The 20809-nt window shown below is 66.1% G+C and carries 20 protein-coding genes and 1 pseudogene; 11 read left to right on the top strand and 10 right to left on the bottom strand.

The genetic code is table 11. The features are described 5' to 3' along the window. Positions 1–7: 7 nt before the first annotated feature. Complete coding sequence (locus GLS40_RS08600; protein WP_160382353.1) at positions 8–721, top strand: SDR family oxidoreductase; 714 nt, start codon at positions 8–10, stop codon at positions 719–721. 142 nt (positions 722–863) lie between these two features. Here the strand turns inward: GLS40_RS08600 and GLS40_RS08595 are convergent, their stop codons facing one another. The 3 genes from GLS40_RS08595 to GLS40_RS08585 all read right to left on the bottom strand — a co-directional run bounded on the left by GLS40_RS08595 (position 864) and on the right by GLS40_RS08585 (position 3838). Next, the gene (locus GLS40_RS08595) at positions 864–2006 is read right to left on the bottom strand and encodes a CaiB/BaiF CoA transferase family protein (protein ID WP_160382352.1); all 1143 of its coding nucleotides are present in this window, start codon (positions 2004–2006) and stop codon (positions 864–866) included. A gap of 13 nt (positions 2007–2019) precedes the next feature. After that, positions 2020–3063, bottom strand: a complete 1044-nt coding sequence (locus GLS40_RS08590; RefSeq protein ID WP_202076025.1) for an amidohydrolase family protein — start codon at positions 3061–3063, stop codon at positions 2020–2022. A 115-nt stretch (positions 3064–3178) separates the two neighbouring features. After that, on the bottom strand, positions 3179–3838 hold the full coding sequence (locus tag GLS40_RS08585) for a TetR/AcrR family transcriptional regulator (RefSeq protein ID WP_160382351.1): 660 nt from the start codon (positions 3836–3838) through the stop codon (positions 3179–3181). Positions 3839–4136: 298 nt separating this feature from the next. On the opposite strand from GLS40_RS08585, the gene GLS40_RS08580 reads away from it, so the two are divergent. Further along, entirely contained in the window at positions 4137–5306 is a 1170-nt protein-coding gene (locus tag GLS40_RS08580; RefSeq protein ID WP_160382350.1) for an acyl-CoA dehydrogenase family protein, read from the top strand. A gap of 178 nt (positions 5307–5484) precedes the next feature. Beyond that, positions 5485–5883, top strand: a pseudogene (locus tag GLS40_RS17955) (thiolase family protein); the annotation flags it as partial. Between the two features lie 172 nt (positions 5884–6055). Here GLS40_RS17955 and GLS40_RS08570 read toward each other — a convergent pair. After that, positions 6056–7654 carry an AMP-binding protein gene (locus tag GLS40_RS08570; RefSeq protein WP_160382348.1) on the bottom strand — a complete coding sequence of 533 codons (1599 nt, stop codon included), beginning with the start codon at positions 7652–7654 and terminating at the stop codon, positions 6056–6058. 201 nt (positions 7655–7855) lie between these two features. Between GLS40_RS08570 and GLS40_RS18215 the strand changes: the two genes are divergently transcribed. Further along, positions 7856–8389 (top strand): DDE-type integrase/transposase/recombinase, encoded by a 534-nt coding sequence (locus tag GLS40_RS18215; RefSeq protein WP_328598888.1) that lies wholly within the window; start codon positions 7856–7858, stop codon positions 8387–8389. A 95-nt stretch (positions 8390–8484) separates the two neighbouring features. Beyond that, positions 8485–9054: a GNAT family N-acetyltransferase gene (locus tag GLS40_RS08560; RefSeq protein WP_160382346.1), complete on the top strand. Its 570-nt coding sequence runs from the start codon at positions 8485–8487 to the stop codon at positions 9052–9054. A 167-nt stretch (positions 9055–9221) separates the two neighbouring features. Here the strand turns inward: GLS40_RS08560 and GLS40_RS08555 are convergent, their stop codons facing one another. The 5 genes from GLS40_RS08555 to GLS40_RS08535 all read right to left on the bottom strand — a co-directional run bounded on the left by GLS40_RS08555 (position 9222) and on the right by GLS40_RS08535 (position 13472). Then, positions 9222–9854 carry an OsmC family protein gene (locus tag GLS40_RS08555; protein WP_160382345.1) on the bottom strand — a complete coding sequence of 211 codons (633 nt, stop codon included), beginning with the start codon at positions 9852–9854 and terminating at the stop codon, positions 9222–9224. Between the two features lie 13 nt (positions 9855–9867). After that, positions 9868–11103, bottom strand: coding sequence for an NAD(P)-binding domain-containing protein (locus tag GLS40_RS08550; protein WP_160382344.1), 1236 nt, complete (start codon positions 11101–11103; stop codon positions 9868–9870). 67 nt (positions 11104–11170) lie between these two features. After that, positions 11171–11935 carry an OsmC family protein gene (locus tag GLS40_RS08545; protein WP_202076024.1) on the bottom strand — a complete coding sequence of 255 codons (765 nt, stop codon included), beginning with the start codon at positions 11933–11935 and terminating at the stop codon, positions 11171–11173. 52 nt (positions 11936–11987) lie between these two features. Beyond that, entirely contained in the window at positions 11988–12455 is a 468-nt protein-coding gene (locus tag GLS40_RS08540) for a cupin domain-containing protein (RefSeq protein WP_160382343.1), read from the bottom strand. 129 nt (positions 12456–12584) lie between these two features. Further along, positions 12585–13472 (bottom strand): class I SAM-dependent methyltransferase, encoded by an 888-nt coding sequence (locus GLS40_RS08535; protein ID WP_202076023.1) that lies wholly within the window; start codon positions 13470–13472, stop codon positions 12585–12587. 134 nt (positions 13473–13606) lie between these two features. Between GLS40_RS08535 and GLS40_RS08530 the strand changes: the two genes are divergently transcribed. After that, positions 13607–15175, top strand: coding sequence for a winged helix-turn-helix domain-containing tetratricopeptide repeat protein (locus tag GLS40_RS08530; RefSeq protein ID WP_160382342.1), 1569 nt, complete (start codon positions 13607–13609; stop codon positions 15173–15175). A 161-nt stretch (positions 15176–15336) separates the two neighbouring features. On the opposite strand, the gene GLS40_RS08525 is transcribed toward GLS40_RS08530, so the two are convergent. Beyond that, positions 15337–16020 carry a TetR/AcrR family transcriptional regulator gene (locus GLS40_RS08525; protein WP_160382341.1) on the bottom strand — a complete coding sequence of 228 codons (684 nt, stop codon included), beginning with the start codon at positions 16018–16020 and terminating at the stop codon, positions 15337–15339. 125 nt (positions 16021–16145) lie between these two features. Between GLS40_RS08525 and GLS40_RS08520 the strand changes: the two genes are divergently transcribed. The 5 genes from GLS40_RS08520 to GLS40_RS08500 all read left to right on the top strand — a co-directional run bounded on the left by GLS40_RS08520 (position 16146) and on the right by GLS40_RS08500 (position 20801). Then, entirely contained in the window at positions 16146–17213 is a 1068-nt protein-coding gene (locus GLS40_RS08520) for an ABC transporter ATP-binding protein (protein ID WP_160382340.1), read from the top strand. A gap of 21 nt (positions 17214–17234) precedes the next feature. Next, on the top strand, positions 17235–18290 hold the full coding sequence (locus GLS40_RS08515) for an ABC transporter substrate-binding protein (protein ID WP_160382339.1): 1056 nt from the start codon (positions 17235–17237) through the stop codon (positions 18288–18290). A 68-nt stretch (positions 18291–18358) separates the two neighbouring features. After that, on the top strand, positions 18359–19192 hold the full coding sequence (locus GLS40_RS08510; RefSeq protein ID WP_160382338.1) for an ABC transporter permease: 834 nt from the start codon (positions 18359–18361) through the stop codon (positions 19190–19192). 1 nt (position 19193) lies between these two features. Then, a complete protein-coding gene (locus GLS40_RS08505; protein WP_160382337.1) occupies positions 19194–19988 on the top strand; it encodes an ABC transporter permease in 795 nt (264 codons plus the stop codon). 24 nt (positions 19989–20012) lie between these two features. After that, complete coding sequence (locus GLS40_RS08500; protein ID WP_160382336.1) at positions 20013–20801, top strand: enoyl-CoA hydratase/isomerase family protein; 789 nt, start codon at positions 20013–20015, stop codon at positions 20799–20801. Positions 20802–20809: the final 8 nt, after the last annotated feature.

Raw genomic sequence — 20809 nt, 5'->3', positions numbered from 1 at the left:
GTAGGACATGGACAAACCAAGCGTGGTTCTGACAGGGGTCAGTCGCGGCATCGGGGCCGCCACCGCTGCGTATCTCACCGGACAGGGTTATCACGTGATCGGCCTCGCCCGGACAGAGCCGGTGGATTTCGACGGCACCTTCCGGAAGGTCGACCTGTCGGATCCGTCGTGCAAAGACGTATTTGCCGAGATCGCCCAAGAGTTCGCGCCGACACGGCTGGTGACAAATGCCGGCTATGTGGATGCCAAGGCCCTTGAAGCGGTAACCGACGAGGGGTTCGACCAGACGGTCCGGGTCAACCTGCAATCCCAGATCTGGGCGATGCAGGCGATGATCCCCGCCATGCGAACGGCGCAGTTCGGCCGGGTGGTGATGATCGGCAGCCGCGCCTCGCTGGGCAAGCCGGAGCGGTCGACCTATTCTGCCTCCAAGGCGGCGCTCACCGGGCTCGCTCGGACCGCGGCGCTGGAGCTGGCGCCGGACGGTGTGACCGTGAATGTCATCTCTCCCGGCCCGTTCGAGACCGAGATGTTCGCCTCTCTCCAGCCTGTCGGCTCGGAGGCGCGCGAGAAGTTCATGGCCAAGGTGCCGATGAAACGCGTCGGCAAGCCCGAGGAGATCGCGGCCACCATCGCCTTCTTCCTGTCCGAAGGGGCAGGGTTCGTCACTGGGCAGAACCTCTATATCTGCGGCGGCTTGAGCGTCGGTTCGGTGTCCTGACCGATACCGATCCCGGGACGTATTCGGCCGGTCGCTCTCGGGCGGCCGGTCTTTTTCGTGCCATCCGTGGCTGACGGCAGCGCAACGATGCAGGCCCCGCCCTGACGGCGGGGCCCTTCTTGCCGGCGCGATCCGGGATGCGTCAGGAGGGGGCAGGCGGGATCACGATCCCGTCCGAGAGGAGCTGCGCCTGGCGCTCCGGCCCGATGCCGAACCGGTCGAGAACCTGCGCGCCATCGCTCCCGGCCGGGCGGGGTGCGCGCGGCGCGGGTGCAGGCGTGCGTCCGAACCTCGGGGCCGGAGCGGCCTGCCTGAGGCCGCCGACCTCGACATAGGATCCGCGGGCGGTCGCGTGGGGATGGGCCATCGCCTCGTCCGGGGTCAGGACCGGGACGAGGCAGGCGTCGGAGCCTTTGAAGATCGCCGCCCAGTCGTCGCGGCTGCGGGCGGCGAAGATCGCGGCATAGGCGGCCCGCTGTTCCGGCCAGCTGTCGCGGTCGTCACGCCGGGCGGCGAGTTGCGAGGGAATGCCGGCCTTCTCAACCAGTTCCGCGAAGAACTGCGGCTCGATCGCTCCGACCGAGACGAACCCGCCATCGCGGGTCTCGTAGACCCGGTAATAGGGCGCGCCGCCGTCGAGCAGGTTGGCTTCGCGGCCCGGGCACCAGATGCCGGTGGCGGTCATCCCGGCGAACACCGCGCCAAGCGCCGCGACCCCGTCGATCATCGCCGCGTCGATCACCTGGCCCTGGCCGCTGCGGGACCGCTCCCAGAGGGCCGAGAGCACGCCGAGCAGCAGGAACATCGTGCCGCCGCCATAGTCCGCCACCAGGTTCAGGGGCGGTGCAGGGGGGCGGTCGGCGTTCCCCATCATGTGCAGCAGTCCGGTCTGTGCGACGTAGTTCAGGTCGTGCCCGGCCATCTGCGCCATCGGACCGGCCTGACCCCAGCCTGTCATCCGCCCGTAGACCAGCCCGGCATTGCGCGCGAGGCAGACATCGGGGCCCAGACCCCGGCGCTCCATCACGCCGGGGCGGAAGCCCTCGATCAGCACGTCCGCGCCGGCAACGAGGTCCAGCACCAGCCCGGCAGCCCCCGGCGCCTTGAGGTTCACCGCGATGCTGCGCTTGTTGCGGTTGTTCACGTCGTTGGGCCGTTCGCCCCCGGGCGCACGGTCGATGACGATCACGTCCGCGCCCAGGTCGGCCATCAGCTGGCCGGCCAGGGGGCACGGCCCGATCCCAGCCATCTCGATGACGGTCAGTCCTGTCAGGGGGCCCTGCATGCCGGTGCCCCCTTCAGACCGAATAGACGCGCTGCGCTGTCCCGGCATACATCGCGGCCTTCTCGCTGTCCGAGTAGTGTTCCGTGATGCGCTTGTAGGCGTTCCAGAGGGTCGCGTAGGTGCAGGTGATCATGTCCACGGGAAAGTTGCTTTCGAACATGCAGCGTTCGGGCCCGAAGGCCTCGATGCATGTCTCGACATAGGGACCCCAGGCGCGGGCGAGCTCTTCGGAGGGGGCAGGGCGGGGCAGGGTCTCGAAGCCGAAGCCGCCGAGCTTCATGCCCAGGCCGCCGATCTTGCAGGTGACGTTGGGTTGGGCCGCGACCTGCTGGATGCCCTTCTTCCAGACGGCAAAGACCTCGTCGCGCTTGCCCTCGTAGGCCCCGGCGCCGATCGGCCCGCCCACGTGGTCGAGAATGATGTTCGCGTCGGGGTAGGTGGCCGCCAGGTCGGCCACTTCGCCGAGTTGCGGGTGGTAGACCCAGCTGTCGAAGGTCATGCCAAGGGCGACGAGCCTTTCGAAGCCCTCGCGGAACTTGGCATCCATCAGCACACCGGCCGGGGGCGTGCGGGCGGTGGTGCGCACCGTGCCGGACTCGTCGTAGGCGGTGGACTGGCGGATGCCGCGCCACATGCCCTGGCCCAGCTCACGGTGCATCAGCAGGACCTCCTCGACCGAGGCACCTTCGAGAAGGTCGGCCCGGCCGATGATCCCGCGGCAGACGCCGCGGTCGGCGGCGGGTCCGTTCGCCGCGTCCTGGGCAAAGGCGACGACGAATTCGGTTTCGCCCAGCGGTTTCAGCCGTTCCGGCCCGTCCTCGCGGTAGCCCTCGGTGCATTCGGCAAAGACCGTGGCGATGACGTTGTGTCCCGCGGTCAGGTCGGCCGAGAATTCCTCCTGCAGGTAGCGCGGCACGCGGGGCAGGTCCCAGAGGTGGTGATGCGGATCGACGATCGGCAGGGCCGGTTCGCGGATCTCTTCGGAATGCAGCGCCAGCCAGTCGGGATCGGCGGTTGGCAGAATTTTCGCGGATTGCTGTGCGTGGGTCAGTGCCAAATCATTCTCCTCCTGCGTGGCATGGTCTGATCGGGGACAGGCTGGGCGCGCACATGCGCAACCCGGCGTCGCCCGCGCCTGGCGCAGAGGAAATTGTCACAGCATAATAAATCGGTCAAGCTTGATTGTTTTTGGTGTCGAGCCGATCAATCAGAAGTTCCGTCAGGATGTCGAGCTGGGGCGTGACATCGACGCTGGTCCCCTGTTCTATGCGCCTCAGGGCAAGGCCGCGCAGGCTGTCGAGCATGTAGAGCCGGTAGGGGATCAGTTGAGTCTTGGGCATCCCGGTGTCCGAGAAGATCGCCTGCCATTCGATATTGCGCTCCTCGGTCAGCACGTTCATGCGTTCCAGAAGTGTCTTGTGCATCCCGCGGTTGAATCGTTCGTACAGTCGGATCTCCAGCGCGGCGATGTAGTTCTTGGACCCGATCACCGCCCAGTAATGCCGGATGATCATCCGGATGCGTTCGTCCACCGGGCTTTTCTGCAACTCGTCCGGTGTCCACGGCAGGTTCAGTTCGCGCGCGACATGATCGCGGGCGGCGACGAGAATGTCATCGCGGGTCTGAAAGTGGTATTGCAGCGCCCCGCGCGACACCTTGGCCTTTTCCGCGACCATAGAGGTCGAGAAATTGGCATAGCCGCGCTGGCCCAGCACAGCGATGGCGGCCCTGATGAGCTTTTCGTGCGTTTCCGCACTTCGTTCCTGCTGCGGCTTGGTCACCGGGCCGCCGGTGCCGCCGCGGGCGCGGCGGGGCGCCTTTTTCTCGGTCACGTTTCTTGTCTCCTTCGTCCGGACTGTTGCGGGCGTGCGCGTCGCCCCAAGGATCTGGTCCCGATTGACTGTCGTTCGGCCATTTTGCTTTCTAACCCGCCCACTGGGCAAGTGGGCTTTGATCTTCAATGCGAATGTCTGGAAAGCCCCTTGCCTGGGGGGCGGATACCCGGCCGATTTCGTTCCTGCATTTTGGCTGCGCTTGACGTGCCTTGTCAAAAAAAATAAGTCATGATTGTTTGTTATGGCATACTGCGCGCCGATTTGGCCGCGGCGCTCCCAAGGGAGGACCACCACAATGACCGAAGGCTGGACGATGCCGGATCTGCCGTTTTTCGAAGAGCGGCACCGCGCGCTTGGCGCCCGGCTGGAGGACTGGGTGGCACAGGCCAAGGAGCCGGCGGAGGACGGCTCGCCTTATTTCCGCGAGGAATGCCGGGCGGTGGCGGCCGAAATGGCGCAGTGGGGGTTCCTCGACTACGTCGTCCCAGAGGCGGACGATCCCGCGCCCGGCGTCGACGTGCGGGCGTTGTCCCTGATCCGCGAGGCCCTGGGGTTCCGGTCGGCGCTCGTGGACAGCGTCTTCGTCATGCAGGGGCTGGCGACGGCGCCGCTCTGGCTGTCGGGCTCGACGGCGTTGGCGCAGACCTATCTGGGCCCTTGCCGGGCGGGGAAGAAGATCGCGGGTTTCGCGGTGACAGAGCCCAATGTCGGCTCGGATGTGGCGGCGCTCGAGACAACGGCGACGCGGGATGGCGACGTCTTCGTGCTGAACGGCGCAAAGCGGTGGATCACCAACGCCGGGGCGGCGGATCACTATATCGTCGTGGCCCGTACGGGCGAGGGGCCCGGCGCGCGCGGCCTGTCGGCCTTCATGGTCGATGCGGATACGCCGGGCCTGTCCGTCGGGCCTGAGGTGCGGATGATTGCGCCCCATCCCATCGGCGAGTTGGCGTTCAAGGAGTGCCGGATCCCCGCAGGCAACATGATCGGGACGCCGGGCGAGGGGTTCAAGGCCGCGATGAAGACCTTCGACATCTTCCGGACCTCGGTCGGTGCGGCGGCGGTCGGCATGGCCCGCCGCGCGCTCGGCGCGACGGTCGCAAGGATGCGGGAGCGGCATCTTTTCGGCCAGCCCATGGGCCAGATGCCGACGGTTCAGGCGGCCTTGGCCGATATGGCGCTCGACACCGAGCAGGCCAGTCTTCTGGTTTATCGCGCGGCCTGGCTGCGGGACACCCGCAAAGGCCGTCATTCCGATGCCGTGGCGATGGCCAAGCTGGGCGCGACCGAGGCGGCGCAGCGGGTGGCGGATCAGGCGGTGCAACTCTTCGGGGCGCTTGGCGTCGCGCATGGCTCGATCGTCGAACAGATCTACCGCGATGTCCGCCCGATGCGGATCTACGAGGGTGCGTCCGAGGTGCAGAAGCTGATCATCGGGCGGTCCCTGATGAAAGGCGGCGCCTGATGGTCGCCTTTCCCGCCCTGGTCCGGCCCGGGCGCATCGGTACGCTGACCCTGCCAGACCGATCGATCATGGCCGCGACGTACGGAGGCTCGGCGGCTGCCGCGACGTGTGCCGGATCGGCGATGCGGTCCACGACGCCCATACGGCCGTGCAGGACCTGAATGCGACACCCCGGCCGATGCGCCGCGCCTGGCGGCGATGCCGGTCTGATCCTTCGAGGTCCGGGCGCGGGGCGACTGGCCCCGCGATCCGGATCAGGCCAAAAACGGAGAACACCATGAGACACCCCGTCATCGTCGACGCGCTGCGCACGCCCATGGGGCGCGGCAAGCAGGGCGGCTGCCTGAGCGCCCTGCACCCATCCGACCTGCTGGGCCAGGTCCTCAAGGCCCTGGTCGAGCGCAACGGTATCGACCCGGCCCGCGTGGACGACGTGCTGATCGGCTGCGTCAGCCAGGTCGGCGAGCAATCCGCCACCCCCGGACGCTGGGCGCTGCTGGCGGCTGGCTTTCCCGCCTCGGTCCCCTCGACCACCATCGACCGCAAGTGCGGCTCGGGCCAGCAGGCGGTGCATTTCGCGGCCCAAGCGTCCGATATCTCTCGCCGCCATGCCCACAGGGCCGGGGCCCCCGAGTACCCGCGGCGTCTCGCCCTTGGCCTGGCGCCCGCAACGGGTCACCCGTCTGCACCGGGCGTTGATCGACGGATGCAGGCCCCGGGCTGCCGCTCCCCGGGGCCTGGGTCGCGGATCAGGCGAGCTCGTCCGACAGGCTCTCGCGGGCCATGTCGCGCAGCTCGTTCTTGCGGACCTTCAGGCCATTGGGGCCGTCGACCACGGGGATCTCGGCGATCTCGAAGATGCGGACCGGAACTTTGTAGATCGCAAGCTGCGACCTGCACCGTTCGGTCAATGCCGCGTGGTCCGGCGTCGCGGCCGTGGCGGGCACGATGAAGGCGACGGGACGGGGACCCTGTTTCAGGGTGACCGAGACGACCTGACACTGTGCGACGGCCGGGTCTTCCTTGATCACCGCCTCGATCTCCTCGGGCGCGACAAGGTAGCCGCCGATACGCAGGATGTCGTTCATACGGGTCAGGAAGGTGAAGCTGTCGCCCGGCCCCCGCACCCCGAGATCGCCGGTGCGGAGATAGCCGTCCCCGGTAAAGGCGGCTGCGGTCCGGGCGGGGTCGTTCAGGTAGCCCGCCATCACGTTGGGCGAAAGGATCTGCACCTCGCCCGCCTCGCCCTCGGGCTGTTCGGCACCTGTTTCGGGATCGGCGATCCTGAGACGGGCTCCGGGCGTGGTCAGAGTGCCGCCGCCCTCCTGCCGTTCGGCCAGCGGTGCATCGGCCGACCGGGCCGCGACAAAGGCGAGCGTCTCGGACAGACCGTAGAACCCGCGCATCAGCACGCCACGCCGCTCCGCCTCGGGGGGCAGCTCGGTCAGGCCGGGGGTGAAGTTCGCGTGACCGAACATCTTCAGCCCGGGGAAGGGCCGGTCGCCCGGCGTGACCTTCAACAGCAGGTCAAGCATGTCATTGGTGCCCATGGCGTGGGTCACGCCCAGCTCGTTGATCTGGCGCGAGACCTCTTCGGGGTCGAAGGCATCCTGCAGGACGATGGGAATGCCGCTGGCAATGGAGGTCATCGCAACCGCAAAGCCGTAGCCGCCGCAGAAGGGAATGGCGAGAACGGTCCGGCTGTCAGGGCCGTAGCCGATCGCGGCGGCCGCGTTGCGGCAGTGGCGCACGACCCGGTCCTGGATGTGGCGCACGATCTTGGGCAGGCTCGTCGTTCCCGAGGTGGCGAGGTAGAGGCAGGCATCACCCGGCTCGGCCAGGACCTCGACGGCGGGCGCGTCGGGCAGGTCCGACAAGATGAGCGTTTCGGTGCCGGGCACCAGCCCCTCGGGCGAGGCGCCGTCGGCCGACAGCACAAGCTCAAGGCTCGCGCGGTTCTCGTCCGTGACGCGGGACACGGTGTCGGCCACCGCGCCGTTGCGATAGCCGGGGGCCAGGACCAGCGCCCGGGCACCGGTGCGGCGGATCAGATCGCCGATCTCCTTGGCGCCGAAGCGCGGGTTCAGCGCGAGGATCGCCGCCCCGATCTGCCATGCGGCAAAGGCCGTCACCATCCATTCCGGCCGGTTGCCGAGGCAGAGAGCGACAGTGTCGCCCCTGCCGATGCCACGGGCATGAAACACCGCCGCCAGCCGCGCGCTCTCTTCGCGCAGGGTTCCGTAGGTGTAATTAGCCTGCCCCGGCAGCAGGAACAGTGGCGCATCGGCGGGAACATTCCGGATCAGGTCACAGAGCCGGTCGGGGCTGGCGGATTGCGTCGGTGTCAAGGTCTCAACTCGCTTCTGGCTGGTGGTCCCGACCCCTTGGCCACGGGACGCGTCTCCCTCGCCGCGCCGGGGCGCAACGCTCATAACAAGCATTCATGATTGTTTTTGATTGTCAATCTTGGGTGACGCTTCGGACGCTGCAAACAAACAATCCGGCCTGATCCTTCGACCGGGCCGAAGGCGGTTTCGGCGATCCGTGCGATGGTCCGTCGACCCCGCATACCCTGCCGGACCGCGCGTGCGACCTGCCGACCGGGGCCGGTTCCAAACCATGTGCGAGGGCAGGCTGCTCGCGCCCGCCGGAAAGGTGATCGCGACGGGCACCCTCACCGGCCGCGGGTTTGCCGCCAGACCGGAGGATGCGCGCGTGTGATGTGCCCGGCTCATGCCGAGAGGCAGGGATTTTCCATCTCAGTTCAATCAATCATCATTGAACGGTCAGTGGTGCGGATGGCGGCCTCGCATCCATCCGCGTGCCGGTCGGGGTGGCCCTGCCTGCGCGTGGGTGGACGCTGGCGCTTCCTTTGGCGGGCTGTGGATCAGGTCGGCCAGCCGAACGATTTCCGCCTGTCGGCACGGCGTGATGCCAGGGCAGCAAGGGCATTTCTGCGCCAAGCACGAGACACCGCTCGGAGGTATCAGCCGCTGGCAATCGTCACCGGCAAGGCACACAGCCATGCAAAGGTGAGTGGCGAGATCGCCTTGGCCACCAAACTGTCCCAGAAGGCGGCGTGACAGGCGTGCGAAACGAGGACAAGTACAGCCCTCAGCCGTTCATGCAACGGTCCCTCGTAGATACGGTATGCTTTGAACATATGGAGTGAGGCCCAATGAACATCCAGACCCGCTTGCCCATTCTGTCCGGACGCCTTGCGCTTCGCCCTTTCGAGCCTTCCGATCGTCCTGCCTATGATGCCTATCACACGCGGCCTGAGGTCTACCGGTTCCTCTACGCCCCTGTCCCCAATGAAGACGCGCGTGACGAAAAATTCACAGCCGCCATGTCTCCCTGTCTGGAAAAAGATGGCGATACATTGCGGCTGGCGGTGATCCGGCTGCAGGATTCTTCGCTGCTGGGGGAAGTCCTTTTGAAGATGGCGAACAAGGCGGCTCTGCAAGCAGAAGTCGGGTACATTTTCAATCCAACCTATGCGGGGGCTGGATACGCCACCGAAGCAGTCCGGGCTATGCTCGATTTCGGGTTTGGTCCGTGCGGATTCCACCGCATCTTCGCGCGGCTCGACCCTTTGAACAAAGGGTCGGTCGGGGTTGTCGAAAGACTGAAGTTGCGTCGCGAAGCCCACTTTCTGCAAAACGACCGTTTCAACGGGACATGGGGCGACGAATTTGTCTATGCCCTGCTGAAGACCGAGTGGGAGGATCTTGAGAGGCGCAGATGAGAGTCCGCTTCTTCCCGCACTGCGGACAGGGGTCCGCTGTGCCCAGTTCAGCGGCCTAATCTCATCGATCCTGTCACCGGCGGAATCCACCTTTTTTCGGACGGTGCGAACGTCAAAGCAGTCCTCAGCCGTTCATGCAACGGATCCGTACCGTTTCACAGGACGGGTTAGCCATGCTCTGCAGAGTCGCGCTGTCGCGCATCCGTGCCTGCCATTGCGGGCGCGGTCCTGTCTGCATCACTCTTCGCACCCGTGCCCAAGTCGCCGATGTCTTGCGGAGAGGTCCGGCGGAGCGTCGTCCTCGGCTGCACCAGTTGCGCGTCCCGCAGGGCAAGGAACCAGGGGTCCATTTCGAGTGCCCGGCCCACGCAATCCGACACCTGCGCCGGATCTGCGTCCGACGTAATTTCGATCTCGATGCGCGTGACCAGCGGAGCGGCGCTCGAATTCCCCAGGCCAAAGAGGGCGGCATCATCGAAATCCGTCTCTACCGTTATCGTCATGGAGTCGAAGACCAGCCCCTCGCGGGCAGCGAGCATCTTGACCCCCATCCCGACGCAGCCCACGATCGCCGCGCGTCCATAAAAACCGGGGGACGGCCCCTCTGCATCACCTCCCATGCCGCGGCCGAGATCGGCAACGGCGGTAAAGCGCCCCTGCTCGACGTGGCAGGTCAGGCCCTCGTCGATACGGCCGGTGGTGACGATGGTCGAGCGGGCTGCGGCGGGGTCGGCTTTCATCCGCTTGATGACGAGGGTCTGAGCCTCCCGGATCCGTGCGGTGCGGTCGGATGTCGTCATGGGTCGTTTCCTTTCAGGCGGCGCGGTTTGCGCGGGATTGAACGATATGTTCGGCGATGAACGCCGCGTCGCGGCCGACCCCGTCCAGCAGGGCGGAGTTGCGGTGGCGCAGGAATGGCAGCCCGAGGGCGTAAAGACCGGGCGCGACCAGCCCCTTGGCATGCGCAAGCCGTCCCTTGCGGTCGAAGACGGGCAGGTGCAGCCAGCCGTGATCCGGCCGGAATCCGGTCGCCCATAGGACGGTTCCGATGCGCCCGGAGTGCAGGTCCAGCGACAGGCGGGGGCTGGCCGGAACGCGCGTGGGGACGAACCGTTCGGGCGGGGGCATCGCCGGAAGGCGCGCGGTCTCGGCCCAGGCATCGAAGGTGGCGAGCAGGCGGTTCATCTTGAGGTCGGACATGGCGCAGCAATTGGCGAGCGCGCCGGAGAAGCTGACGACCCCGTCGCGCAGGCCAACGAGGCGGCCGGTAATCTCGATGCCTGCGTCCTGAAGGGCGTTCAGATCGGTGAACCTGGCGTCATTTCCGCCAACCAGCTGGAGAGAGGGCACCCGCCGGACCCTGTCGATGTCGTCGACCTCGTCCAGGGGCGTATCGTGCAGGCCGGTGGCATCCATCCACCAGTGCAGATCGCGCCCCCGGTAGCTGCGCGGGACACGGATGTGATCACCGGCAGACAGGACAACCTCGTGTCCCGCCCGGCGCAGTTCGCTGGCCAGTTGCACGCCGGTCGCCGACGCCCCGACGACCAGGACGCCGCCCGGGGCGATCTGCGAGGGGGTGCGATAGTCCAGCGGAGTCGTCTGGGCGATATGCGGCGGCAAACCGGCGGCCAGCCGGGGCACCGCGGCGATGTTGCAGGCACCGGATGCCATCACGACCGTGTCGCAGGTCCAGGGCCCGCGATCCGTCTCGACCCGGAACCCGAAGGCCTCGCGGGTGACGGAGGTCACGCGGGTGCGGTCCTCGACCGGGGCGCGGATGACGTCGGCGTAGGTTTCAAGATAGCGGACCAGGTCCGGCATGGTCATGAAACCGTCCGGGTCGGGCCCGGAATAGCTCTGGCCCGGAAGGCGGCTCTGCCAATTGGGCGTGAGCAGGCGCAGGCTGTCCCACCTTTCGGTTTTCCAGGAATTGGCAATCTCGCCACGCTCGAGCACGACGTGAGGGACCGAGGCTTCGCTCAAGCAGCGGCTCATGGCCAGTCCGGCCTGGCCGGCGCCGATGATGACGGTGGAGATGCGGGGCATTGTCCTGATCTTTCCGGGGAAATGGTCCGCCTGCCGGGGGAAGGAGCCGGCAGGCGGAGGGGGAACGTCACGCCAGGGAGACGGCGACGTTCGTCGGGTTGGTCAGCAGGTCGAACACGGCCGAGCGCTTCTGGGACTGGGCGACGAGGGCGGCGATATCCTCACGCGAGGCTTCGGCGTCGATGTCGAAGGACACGCGGATGGCGTTGAACCCGTTGCGGATGTCCGGATCCATGCCGAGGATCCCCTGCACGTCGATGTCACCTTCCACGGTCGCGCGCACGGCGTTCAGCTGGATGCCACGGTGCTGGGCGACCGAGGCCACGCCGCCGGTCAGGCAGCTTGCCAGTGCGGACAGCACGATTTCCGGCGGGGTCGGCGCCCGATCCGCCGCGGCGAAGACCGCCGGGTGATCGCTTTCGATGCGAAAGGTCCTCTCGCGCTCATGCTCCTGGCCAAGGCCGAAGTAGCCGTTCAGCGTATTGACGTTGTAGGTGCCTTCCACCCAGTCGCAGCTGGACCGGAAGGTGAATTGGGCGGCCTGGGGCGCTTGCTCGAACGCGCCACGGGCGCCGATGAGAGCTTCGGTGTTCACGCCGTTGTTGGCAGTTTGGGTCGCGGTGTTCATGGTCGTTTCCTTTTGGGTTTGGGATTGAGAAAGCGGACGCGGATCCGCCTGGTCGGTGGGGAGGGTCATGCCGTCCAGTTTCGGCCGGATGAGGTTGCGGCTGACGAACCAGTCCACAAAAACTTCGGGGCCGAGCAGATTGCGCAGGCGCGAAAAGCCCTTGCCGAAACCGGGGGTCGTCAGATCGAAACGGTAATGTTTCATGAGGTGGCTCCTGCGGCTCCGCGATGCCGTGACACCACGGAAGCCATTGGGTTCACTGGCCGGCAGGGTTATCCGCCGGGTCCATGTAGGTGATGTCGAACGGACCGGGGCCGTGGATCTGCACGATCGTCTCGGCGGTGGTCCACGCGAAGTGCGGGTGGCCTGCAGGCATCTCGACGAAGCCGCCGGCGGTCAGCAGCGTGCCCGCGTCGCGGTCGAGCTTCTTGCCGTGGCCGACGTTGAACTCGCCCGTGATGACCGTGATCAGCTCATCGCCCGAATGGGTATGGGCCGGCACGTCATACCCGGCGGGGAACTTCAGACGCAGAACGAACTGGCCTTCGGCGAAGGGGTTGCCGGACAGCACGGCAATCTCGGCTCCGGCGGGCAGGACCGGCGGGGCGGGTGCGTATGTGATACCGTCTGCGGTGAACGGTTTGGGGCTGTGCATGTCGTCAGCCTGAACGGCGGTGGTCGCGGAGAAGGCCGCGAAGGCCAGCGCGAGGAGAGGGGGTTTCATAGCTCTTTTCCTTTGGTCGGGTTTGGTTTGGTCGTGTCAGGGTATTGGCGCGGACCGGTCGGGGACCGCGCCGGGGGTGGCTCTTGCGGGCGTTCGGCTGAGCCGGAGCCCGGTGATCCGAGTTGAGGATCAGGCGGGGGTCGTCGCCGTGATCAGCCAGGATGAGCTGTCCATCCAAAGACCGCCCTCCCGCGCGATGACGCCGTCGAACATCGCGGCCAGCGCGGCCTCGATCTCGGGGCGTTTCTCTTCGGCCAGCGCGCCGGCTGCGCGGAAGGTCTCGCCGGCCGGACCGATGGCCAGCTGAAAGGCGATCGCGTCGGCGATGTCGCGGCCGACCTCGACCTTGGCGTCGATCCGTTCGAAGCGGATGTCGGTGAAGCCGGCGGCCTCCATCTGGGCGCGGGTCACGGCCTCGTCCGCCATTGAGAACGGCCCCGGACCGCAGGTCAGCGCATCGTCGCCGGGAGCGGGCAGAAAGCGGCGGACGACGTCGCGGGCTTCGAAGACCCAGGGATTGTCGATCCGGTCGCGCCAGACGATGTGGGCCAGCCGTCCACCCGGTCTCAGGCAGGAGCGAATGGCGCGCAGACCGGCGACGGGGTTCATGAAGAACTGCGTTCCGAAACGGGCGAAGGCCATGTCGAACTGAGGCTGGTCAATCCCGCGCTCCACATCGGCGCAGGCGAAGCGGACGTTCGGCGTCCAACTCAGTTCGGCGAGGTGCCAGGCGTGATCGAGGAAGGCCTGGCAGCAATCGACACCCACCACCGCGCCTTCGGGCCCCGTGGCATCTGCCAGCCGGATCGCGGTATCGCCGAAACCGCAGCCGACATCGAGGATGCGCTCGCCTTTCCGGATGTCGAGACGGGGAAAGACCGCCTCGGAATGGCGCGACAGGCCGCCGACGAGGACATGGCGGTAACGGATGAATTTCGGGGCGAGGACCTCGTTCCAGAAATCGACCAGCGGGCTTGCTGGTGCTTCGGGGCGGACCTCTGCGGGCATGATCGTCATGATTGCGGTTCCTTGCTGTGCCTTGGCCGGTCGGGCCGTGTGATGAAACCGTGCTAAACCGCTCGGCCCTTGTGCGCTTGGCAAGGTCATGGGAAGATCGTGGGAAATCCTTGAGATATTGCCGGGACACGCGATTGAAGTATCGGTTCGACGATTTCACGCTCGATCTCGCTGCCGGAGAGCTGCGCAATCGGGAAACCGTCGTGGCTGCGGATCAGTTGACGTTTTTGGTGTTGGCTTACCTTGTGGAAAACGCCGACCGCCTGATTCCCAAGGAAGAGCTGGTCGAGAAGGTCTGGAACGGGCGTTTCATCAGCGACTCCGCGATTTCCTCGGCCATCAAGTCGGTTCGCAAGGCCATCGGGGACAGCGGCAGCGCGCAGCGCCTGGTGCGGACGGTCCACGGCCGGGGCTTCCGTTTTGTCGGCGATGTCCAGGTTGCGGCCGTCCCGGCGATGGTTATGTCCGATGTGCCTGCCAGCCCGGAATCCGCCCCCCTTCCGCCGCCCAAGGACAACCGCCCCGCCATCGCCATCCTGCCGTTCACGCCAATAGGTCTGGACGGGCCCTACAGCGCCATTCCCGACGCACTCCCTGCGGAACTGATCGCGACCCTGTCACGGTTGCACTGGCTCAAGGTCATCGCGCGCGGGTCGAGCTTCAGGTTCCGGTCGGACGCGGCTGATATAGAGGCGATAGGTGCCGCGCTTGGCGTCGGCTATATCCTGTCGGGCGCAGTCGAGATGTTCGACTGGAAGATCTCGCTCACGATCGAGTTGACCGATGCGCGAAGCGGTCACGTGGTCTGGGCCGAACGGCTGTCTGGCGGGATCGAGGACATTCACGCGCTGAGGGAGAACGTTGTCGGCCTTGTCACTTCGGTGCTGGAACTGCAGGTCTCGCGCAACGAAGCCGATATCGCGCGGCTGCGCGGCCCCGAAGCCTTTGACGCCTGGGCCCTCTACCATACCGGGATTCTGCATATGTATCGCTTCAACCAGGCGGACAATGCTCTGGCGGACGTCTACTTCGGCCGGTCTCTGGCGCTCGATCCGAACTTCGCCCGGGCCTATGGCGCGCGATCCTTCACCCGCTTCCAGGCGGCGTTCCTGCGCTATGGGTCGGACCGGGACCGGGCCATCGCCGATGCCCGCGCCCATGCCGAGGCGGGGCTGGCGCTCGATCCCGACGACCCCTTCGTCAACTTCAACTACGGGCGGTCGCACTGGCTGACCGGCGATCCGGAGGCCGGACAGGCCTGGATCGGGCGTGCCACGGCCCTGAGTCCCAGCTTTGCCCAGGGCCATTACGCACATGGCTGGGCCGACGTCATGGCCGGCAAGGGGGAAAGCGCCATCGGCGACCTGAGCAGGTCGATGGCGCTGAGCCCGCTCGACCCCTTTCGCTACGGGATGGAGTCGGCCACCGGGCTCGCCCATTTCCATGTCGACGACCTCGACTCCGCCGCGGATTGGGCCGTGCGCGGCGCGCGGCAGCCCGGCGCCCATTACCTGATCGCCGCGGTCGCCTCGGCCCTGTGCGAGATCGCCGGCCAAGGCAACGAGGCCGCCTATTGGGCCGGTCAGACCCGCCTCCGGCGCCCGGATGCCTCGATCGATCATTTCTTTGCCGCGTTCCCCTTCGAGAACGAGGACCGGAGGCAGGCATTGCGGCAAGCCCTGCTTGCACATGGGTTCCGGTAGGGGGCGCAGGGGCGGCCAAATCGACGTCTGAGGCCGGGCCGCCAACTGGCGCAGCAGACTTTGGGCGCGCCCGGCAGCCGGTGGAGGGACGGCTCTGGCCACACTGCCGTCGTCGACTGATCGAACAACCATTGCGGCACAAGGATTGACGGGTCCCGGACTCAGGCCTGTCGGGGTATGTCGGCGTAAAGGCAGTTGTACCACAGAACGGTGAGCGTCTCCGTGACCTGCACCTCCGAGCAGGACAGCGCGCTGATCCGGGGGGGCGGGTCGATGTAGACGAGCCTTAGCGCCTCGTCCGTCATCAGGATGACAAAGCGGAGGGCCAGCAGCGTTTGGGTTTCGTCGACCTGCTGCAACCAGCTGTCCGGCTCGCGACGCCGGATGTCGCGCAGGAGGATGAGCGCCCATCTGTGGTTGATCGCATCCCGCGACCGCATGAGGTCCGGTCGTTCGTGGAATAGCGCGCCGGTGCCGGCCAGAAGCCGGGCATTGCGGGCGTAGAACGCGACGTAGAACCGGTTCATCCGATAGATCGCCTCCCAACGGGAGAGCCTGGCCGCGCCGCGCGGGCGGAACTTGCGCAACGTGGCCGTGAAGCTGCGGCGCACTGCCGTCGCGGCCTCTGCACGGTTCTGAAAGTAGAGGTAGAAGGTCCCCCGTGCGAGCCCGGCCCGCCGCACGATGCCGTCGATGGTCAGAGCCTCGTAACCCTTTTCTTCCAGCTCGTGCGCCGTCGCGGCCAGCAGGCTCAGCCGTGTGCGCTGGCGCTTGGGCCGATGACGCGCCTGAACGGCACGGGCATCGAGAATCTCGATGAGGTTGGGGGCGTCCACTGGTTCCATATCAACCTTATCCGACAGCCCTGCGGTTGTTTCAAGAATGGCGCAGAACCCCGTTGACTCACTAATAAATGACAGTATCGTCATAAATGACATTGATGTCATATTACGTCGAGGGCAAAAATCACATGTCTGTTGCCGGATTGAGCTTCCGCCAGGTTTCAAAGCGATACGGCAGGGTCACAGCGCTGGACAAATTCGACCTGAGCGTCGAGCCGGGAGAGTTCGTGACCTTCCTCGGGCCCTCGGGTTCGGGCAAGACGACTGCCTTGAATATCCTTGCCGGGTTCGCCGAGGCGACGGAGGGCGACATCCTGATCGGCGAGCGTTCGGTCGTGAAGCTGCCGCCCGAGCGGCGCAACGTCGGCATGGTGTTCCAGAGCTATTCGCTGTTCCCGCATCTGACCGTGTTCGAGAACGTCGCCTTCCCCCTCCGGCTGCGGAGCGTCGGGGCGGCACAGCTGACCGACAAGGTGCGCGAGGTCCTCAGGATGGTGCATCTTGAGGACTTCGCGCAGCGGATGCCCAATGAACTGTCGGGCGGGCAGCGTCAGCGGGTCGCCTTTGCGCGCGCCGTGATCTTCGACCCGCCGGTGCTGCTGATGGACGAACCCCTCAGCGCGCTGGACCTGAAACTGCGCGAGCAGATGCAGCTGGAGATCAAGCGCTACCACGCGCAGATCGGCTGCACGATCATCTTCGTTACGCACGATCAGGGAGAGGCGCTGGCCCTGTCGGACCGCGTTGCCGTCATGCGGGAGGGCCGTATCGCGCAGGTCGGCACGCCGCAGGAGATCTACGACCGGCCCAATTCTCAATATGTGGCGGAGTTCATCGGGCGCACGAACCTGTTCCGCATAGGTGGCGGATCCGGACGCTGGCATATCGAAGAGCTGGGGATGGAGGTCGCCCCGGTCGACGGGGTGGACCCGCAAAAGACCGGCCTGTCCGTGCGCCCCGAAAAGATCCATCCGGTCGGGGGCGGAGAGGAGGGACAGGTGACCTTCGACGCGCGCCTGACGCAGGTGATCTTTCAGGGGGACCATGTCCAGTACGAGGCGACGTCGCCGAACGGCGCCCCCCTCATTTTCCAGGACCACCGGGGCCCCGGCACCCGGCTCATGCAAAGCGGCGATCAGATCCGGCTGGGATTCGATCCGGGCGACGCCGTTCCGGTCGCGCTCGATGTGGCGTGAAACCCAACAAGGAGGACTGACATGAACTACACGAGATTTGTGCTGCATGCGGCCATCGCGGCTTCGCTGGCAGGACCGGCGGCGGCCGAGGACAAGGTCCTGACCATCGCCGGGTCCGGCGGGGTGGTGAAGGAGATCACCGAGAAGGTGTTCATCCCGGCCTTCGAGGAGGACACCGGCTGGACGACGAAGTTCATCGCCGCCGAGAGCAACATCATGCTGGAGGTCAGGACCATGCTGGCCAGCGGCAATATGCTCTACGACGCGATGGAGGTGTCGGCATCGAACTATCCGATCGGTGTGCAGGAAGGGCTGCTTGCCCCGATCGACTATGCCTTGCTCGACCCCGACAACCAGCTTCCCGACAAGGCCAAGAAGGAATTCGGGGTGGTCGCCGCCGCCTATTCCACGGTGCTGGTACAGCGTCTGGACAAGACGCCCGAAGGCAAGAAGATGCAGAGCTGGGCGGATTTCTGGGATGTGGAGACCTTTCCCGGGCCACGGTCGCTGAACCGCCAGCCGCAATACACGATGGAATTCGCGCTGCTGGCTGACGGCGTCGCGAAGGAGGACCTCTACGACGTCCTGGGCACCGACGAGGGGCTGGATCGCGCCTTTGCCAAACTGGACGAGATCAAGCCGTATATTCCGGTCTGGTGGACCTCAGGCGCGCAATCTGTGCAGCTTCTGTCGGATGGCGAGGTCTTCTATTCCTCGACCTACAACGGGCGGGTCACCAAGCTGCAGGAAAGCGGGATCCCGGCAGAGATCGTCTGGAACGGCGGCGCCCTGCATACGAGCTATGTCGGCATCCCCAAGAACGCGCCGAACTACAAGGAAGCGCATGACTGGATCCGGGTGCGCACCATGCGGCCCGATCTGGAAATCCAGTATGTCCGGCAGCTGCCCTATCCGAACTTCGCGCCGGGCCTCTTCGACGAGATGTCCGAGGAGGTCGCGCGGAACATGCCCACCTATCCGGCCAACGCAGAGGTTCAGTTCGTGGCTTATGACGAATTCTGGGCGGCCAATATCGACCGCATCCGCGAACGCTTCGACGAATGGCTGCTTGAGTGATCCTGTCCGGAGGGGGCGGCGCCGCTGCTCCCCTCCGGGCCCGTCATCCGAACCTGGAAAGTCAGCGCATGAAACTCCGACCGATCCTGTGGTTGCTCCTGCCGGCTGCCGTGCTGCTGGCCGGGTTCATCCTGGCGCCGTCGCTTGATCTGTTCCGGGCCAGCCTTTTCGATCCGGATTTCACGATGCAGCACTTTCAGCGGCTGGTGGACCGCGGGGTCTATCTGGACGTGATGTGGCGGACGATCCGGGTGTCGCTGATCGTGGCCGTCCTGTGCACGGTCATTGGCTATCCCGTGGCCTTCTTCATCAACCTCCAGCCCAGCCGGCGCCAGACCCTGCTGCTGTTCCTGATCCTGATCCCGATGTGGATGTCGATCCTGATCCGCACCTATGCCTGGATCGTCGTTCTGGGGCGGGACGGGCTGGTCAATCAGGCCCTCGCCGCGCTCGGGCTGGCGCAGGAACCGGTGCAGATGCTCTTTACCTCCGGCGCCGTTCTGGCGGCGATGGTACAGATCCTGCTGCCGATCCAGATCCTGACCTGCTACGCCGCGATGACCGAGATCGACTTCGACCTCATCCGCGCCGCGCGGGTCCTTGGCGCCCGGCCGCGGCAGGCGATTGCGCGGGTCTTCGTGCCCCTCAGCCTCGACGGGACGCTGACGGGCCTCGTCATCGTCTTCATGCTGTCCATGGGGTTTTTCATCACGCCGGCGCTTCTGGGCGGGCGACAGGACACGATGATCGCCAACCTCATCGAATTTCAGGTCCAGCGCCTGAACTGGAGCTTTGCCGCAGCCCTTGGCGTCGTGCTGTTGGTGCTGACCGTCGCCATGATCGTCCTGCTGCGCGGGGCAGGCCGTCTGCTGGCGCGGCGTGTCCTGAAGGGAGGGCTCTGAGATGCAGGGGCTGAAAGCGTCCTGGGGCCTCACGGCCTATTTCTGGCTGATCGTGATCTACATGATCTTCCCCGTGCTGATCGTGATCCCCGTTTCCTTCGGCAACAGCGAGTTCCTGCGCTTTCCGCCCGAGAGTTTCGGCCTGCGCTGGTACAGGGCCTATGTGTCGGACCCGGTCTGGGTCGCGGCCACGGTGACCTCCTTCCGCGTGGCGGTGCTGTCGACGGTCATCGCGACCACGGCGGGCACACTGGCCGGGCTGGCAATCAGCCGGTCGCCACGCCGCGCGCAGGGGCCGCTGACCTATGCCGCGACGGTGCCGATCGTGATACCGCATATCTTCATCGCGCTTGGTGTCTTCATCCTGGCCCTGCGGCTGAAACTGACGGACAACGAGGTCGCGCTGGCCTTTGCCCATGCGGCGGTCGCCATGCCCTTCGTCGTGCTGATCACCTCTGCCGCGATCCGGCAGATCGACCCGACCATCGAGCGGGCCGCCCGCGTGCTGGGGGCCGGACCGGTCCGCGCCTTTCGCGTCGCGACCCTGCCGCCGCTGATCCCGGCCGTTGTCGCCGCCGCGATCTTTGCCTTCTTCGTCAGCTTCGACGAGCTGATCATCGCCCAGTTCCTGATGAAGGGAAGCGAGACGCTGCCCATGCGGATCTGGGCCGACCTGCGGCTGGATATCAGCCCGGTCGTCGCGGCGGTGTCAGGGCTGCTGATCGTCGTGACCACCATCGCCATGGCCTGCGCCGAGACCCTGCGCCGTCGCGCCCTGCGCACCCTTGCCCCCTGAATTGTCACAAGCCGAGAGGACCCAATGGGTATCAGATACGAAAAAGACGGAGCCGTCGCGACCTTCACCATCGAAAACGGCAAGGTGAACGCCTTAACGCCGGAAATGCACAAGGAGCTTTACGACGCCGTTTCGGATTTCTGCGCCGACCGGTCCCTGCATGTCGGTATCCTCACCGGCGCGGGGGACAAGGCCTTCTGTGCGGGGGACGACATCAAGAACCCGCACGGGCATCAGGATCAGGGCAAGGCCATGTCGGCGCATTTCTTCCCCTCGACCGAGGAAGAGGCCCATCTGCGCCCGGGCTGGGAACGAGAGCTGCGGACGATGGAGCGGTACAAGCCGATCATCGGGGCGATCAACGGTCCGGCGGTCGGGATGGGGGTGATCTACATGCTCAATCTCACCGACATCCGGGTGGCCACGCCCGGCGCCTTCATCGGCCTGCCCGAAATCGAATACGGCATGGCCGGGGCAGGGGGGTCGACCCAGCTTGCCAAGCAGGTGCCGCCCGCCGTCGCGATGAAGATGGTCCTTCTGGGAGAACGGATGCCGGCGGAAGACGCGCTGAAACACGACCTTTACAACGAGATCGTCGCGCCGGAGGAGCTGATGGCACGCGCCCGCGCGATGGCCGACCGCATCGCCGCCCTGCCGCCGATTTCGGTGCGGGTCGAGATGGAGGTGACCAAGAAGGCGATGGACCTGCCGCGGGCCGAGGCGCTGAACCTGACCGCGCATCTCTACCGGCTGCAACGGGCCGCGCTGATGGCGCGGGGCGAACACCAGTCCCTGCCGCTGGCCAAAACCTGAAAAGAGAC

Source organism: Pseudooceanicola pacificus (genome assembly GCF_009789075.1).
Classification (GTDB): Bacteria; Pseudomonadota; Alphaproteobacteria; order Rhodobacterales; family Rhodobacteraceae; genus Pseudooceanicola; species Pseudooceanicola pacificus.
Note: the sequence above shows the minus strand (reverse complement) of the source record. Positions and strands in the feature narration are given on the sequence as shown.

Excerpts from the sequence above, each read along its gene's own strand:
- GLS40_RS08600 (WP_160382353.1), top strand. The coding sequence starts at position 8 with ATGGACAAACCAAGCGTGGTTCTGACAGGGGTCAGTCGCGGCATCGGG.
- GLS40_RS08595 (WP_160382352.1), bottom strand. The coding sequence starts at position 2,006 with ATGCAGGGCCCCCTGACAGGACTGACCGTCATCGAGATGGCTGGGATC.
- GLS40_RS08580 (WP_160382350.1), top strand. The coding sequence starts at position 4,137 with ATGACCGAAGGCTGGACGATGCCGGATCTGCCGTTTTTCGAAGAGCGG.
- GLS40_RS18215 (WP_328598888.1), top strand. The coding sequence starts at position 7,856 with ATGGTCCGTCGACCCCGCATACCCTGCCGGACCGCGCGTGCGACCTGC.
- GLS40_RS08560 (WP_160382346.1), top strand. The coding sequence starts at position 8,485 with ATGAACATCCAGACCCGCTTGCCCATTCTGTCCGGACGCCTTGCGCTT.
- GLS40_RS08555 (WP_160382345.1), bottom strand. The coding sequence starts at position 9,854 with ATGACGACATCCGACCGCACCGCACGGATCCGGGAGGCTCAGACCCTC.
- GLS40_RS08550 (WP_160382344.1), bottom strand. The coding sequence starts at position 11,103 with ATGCCCCGCATCTCCACCGTCATCATCGGCGCCGGCCAGGCCGGACTG.
- GLS40_RS08545 (WP_202076024.1), bottom strand. The coding sequence starts at position 11,935 with ATGAAACATTACCGTTTCGATCTGACGACCCCCGGTTTCGGCAAGGGC.
- GLS40_RS08540 (WP_160382343.1), bottom strand. The coding sequence starts at position 12,455 with ATGAAACCCCCTCTCCTCGCGCTGGCCTTCGCGGCCTTCTCCGCGACC.
- GLS40_RS08535 (WP_202076023.1), bottom strand. The coding sequence starts at position 13,472 with ATGACGATCATGCCCGCAGAGGTCCGCCCCGAAGCACCAGCAAGCCCG.
- GLS40_RS08525 (WP_160382341.1), bottom strand. The coding sequence starts at position 16,020 with ATGGAACCAGTGGACGCCCCCAACCTCATCGAGATTCTCGATGCCCGT.
- GLS40_RS08520 (WP_160382340.1), top strand. The coding sequence starts at position 16,146 with ATGTCTGTTGCCGGATTGAGCTTCCGCCAGGTTTCAAAGCGATACGGC.
- GLS40_RS08515 (WP_160382339.1), top strand. The coding sequence starts at position 17,235 with ATGAACTACACGAGATTTGTGCTGCATGCGGCCATCGCGGCTTCGCTG.
- GLS40_RS08510 (WP_160382338.1), top strand. The coding sequence starts at position 18,359 with ATGAAACTCCGACCGATCCTGTGGTTGCTCCTGCCGGCTGCCGTGCTG.
- GLS40_RS08505 (WP_160382337.1), top strand. The coding sequence starts at position 19,194 with ATGCAGGGGCTGAAAGCGTCCTGGGGCCTCACGGCCTATTTCTGGCTG.
- GLS40_RS08500 (WP_160382336.1), top strand. The coding sequence starts at position 20,013 with ATGGGTATCAGATACGAAAAAGACGGAGCCGTCGCGACCTTCACCATC.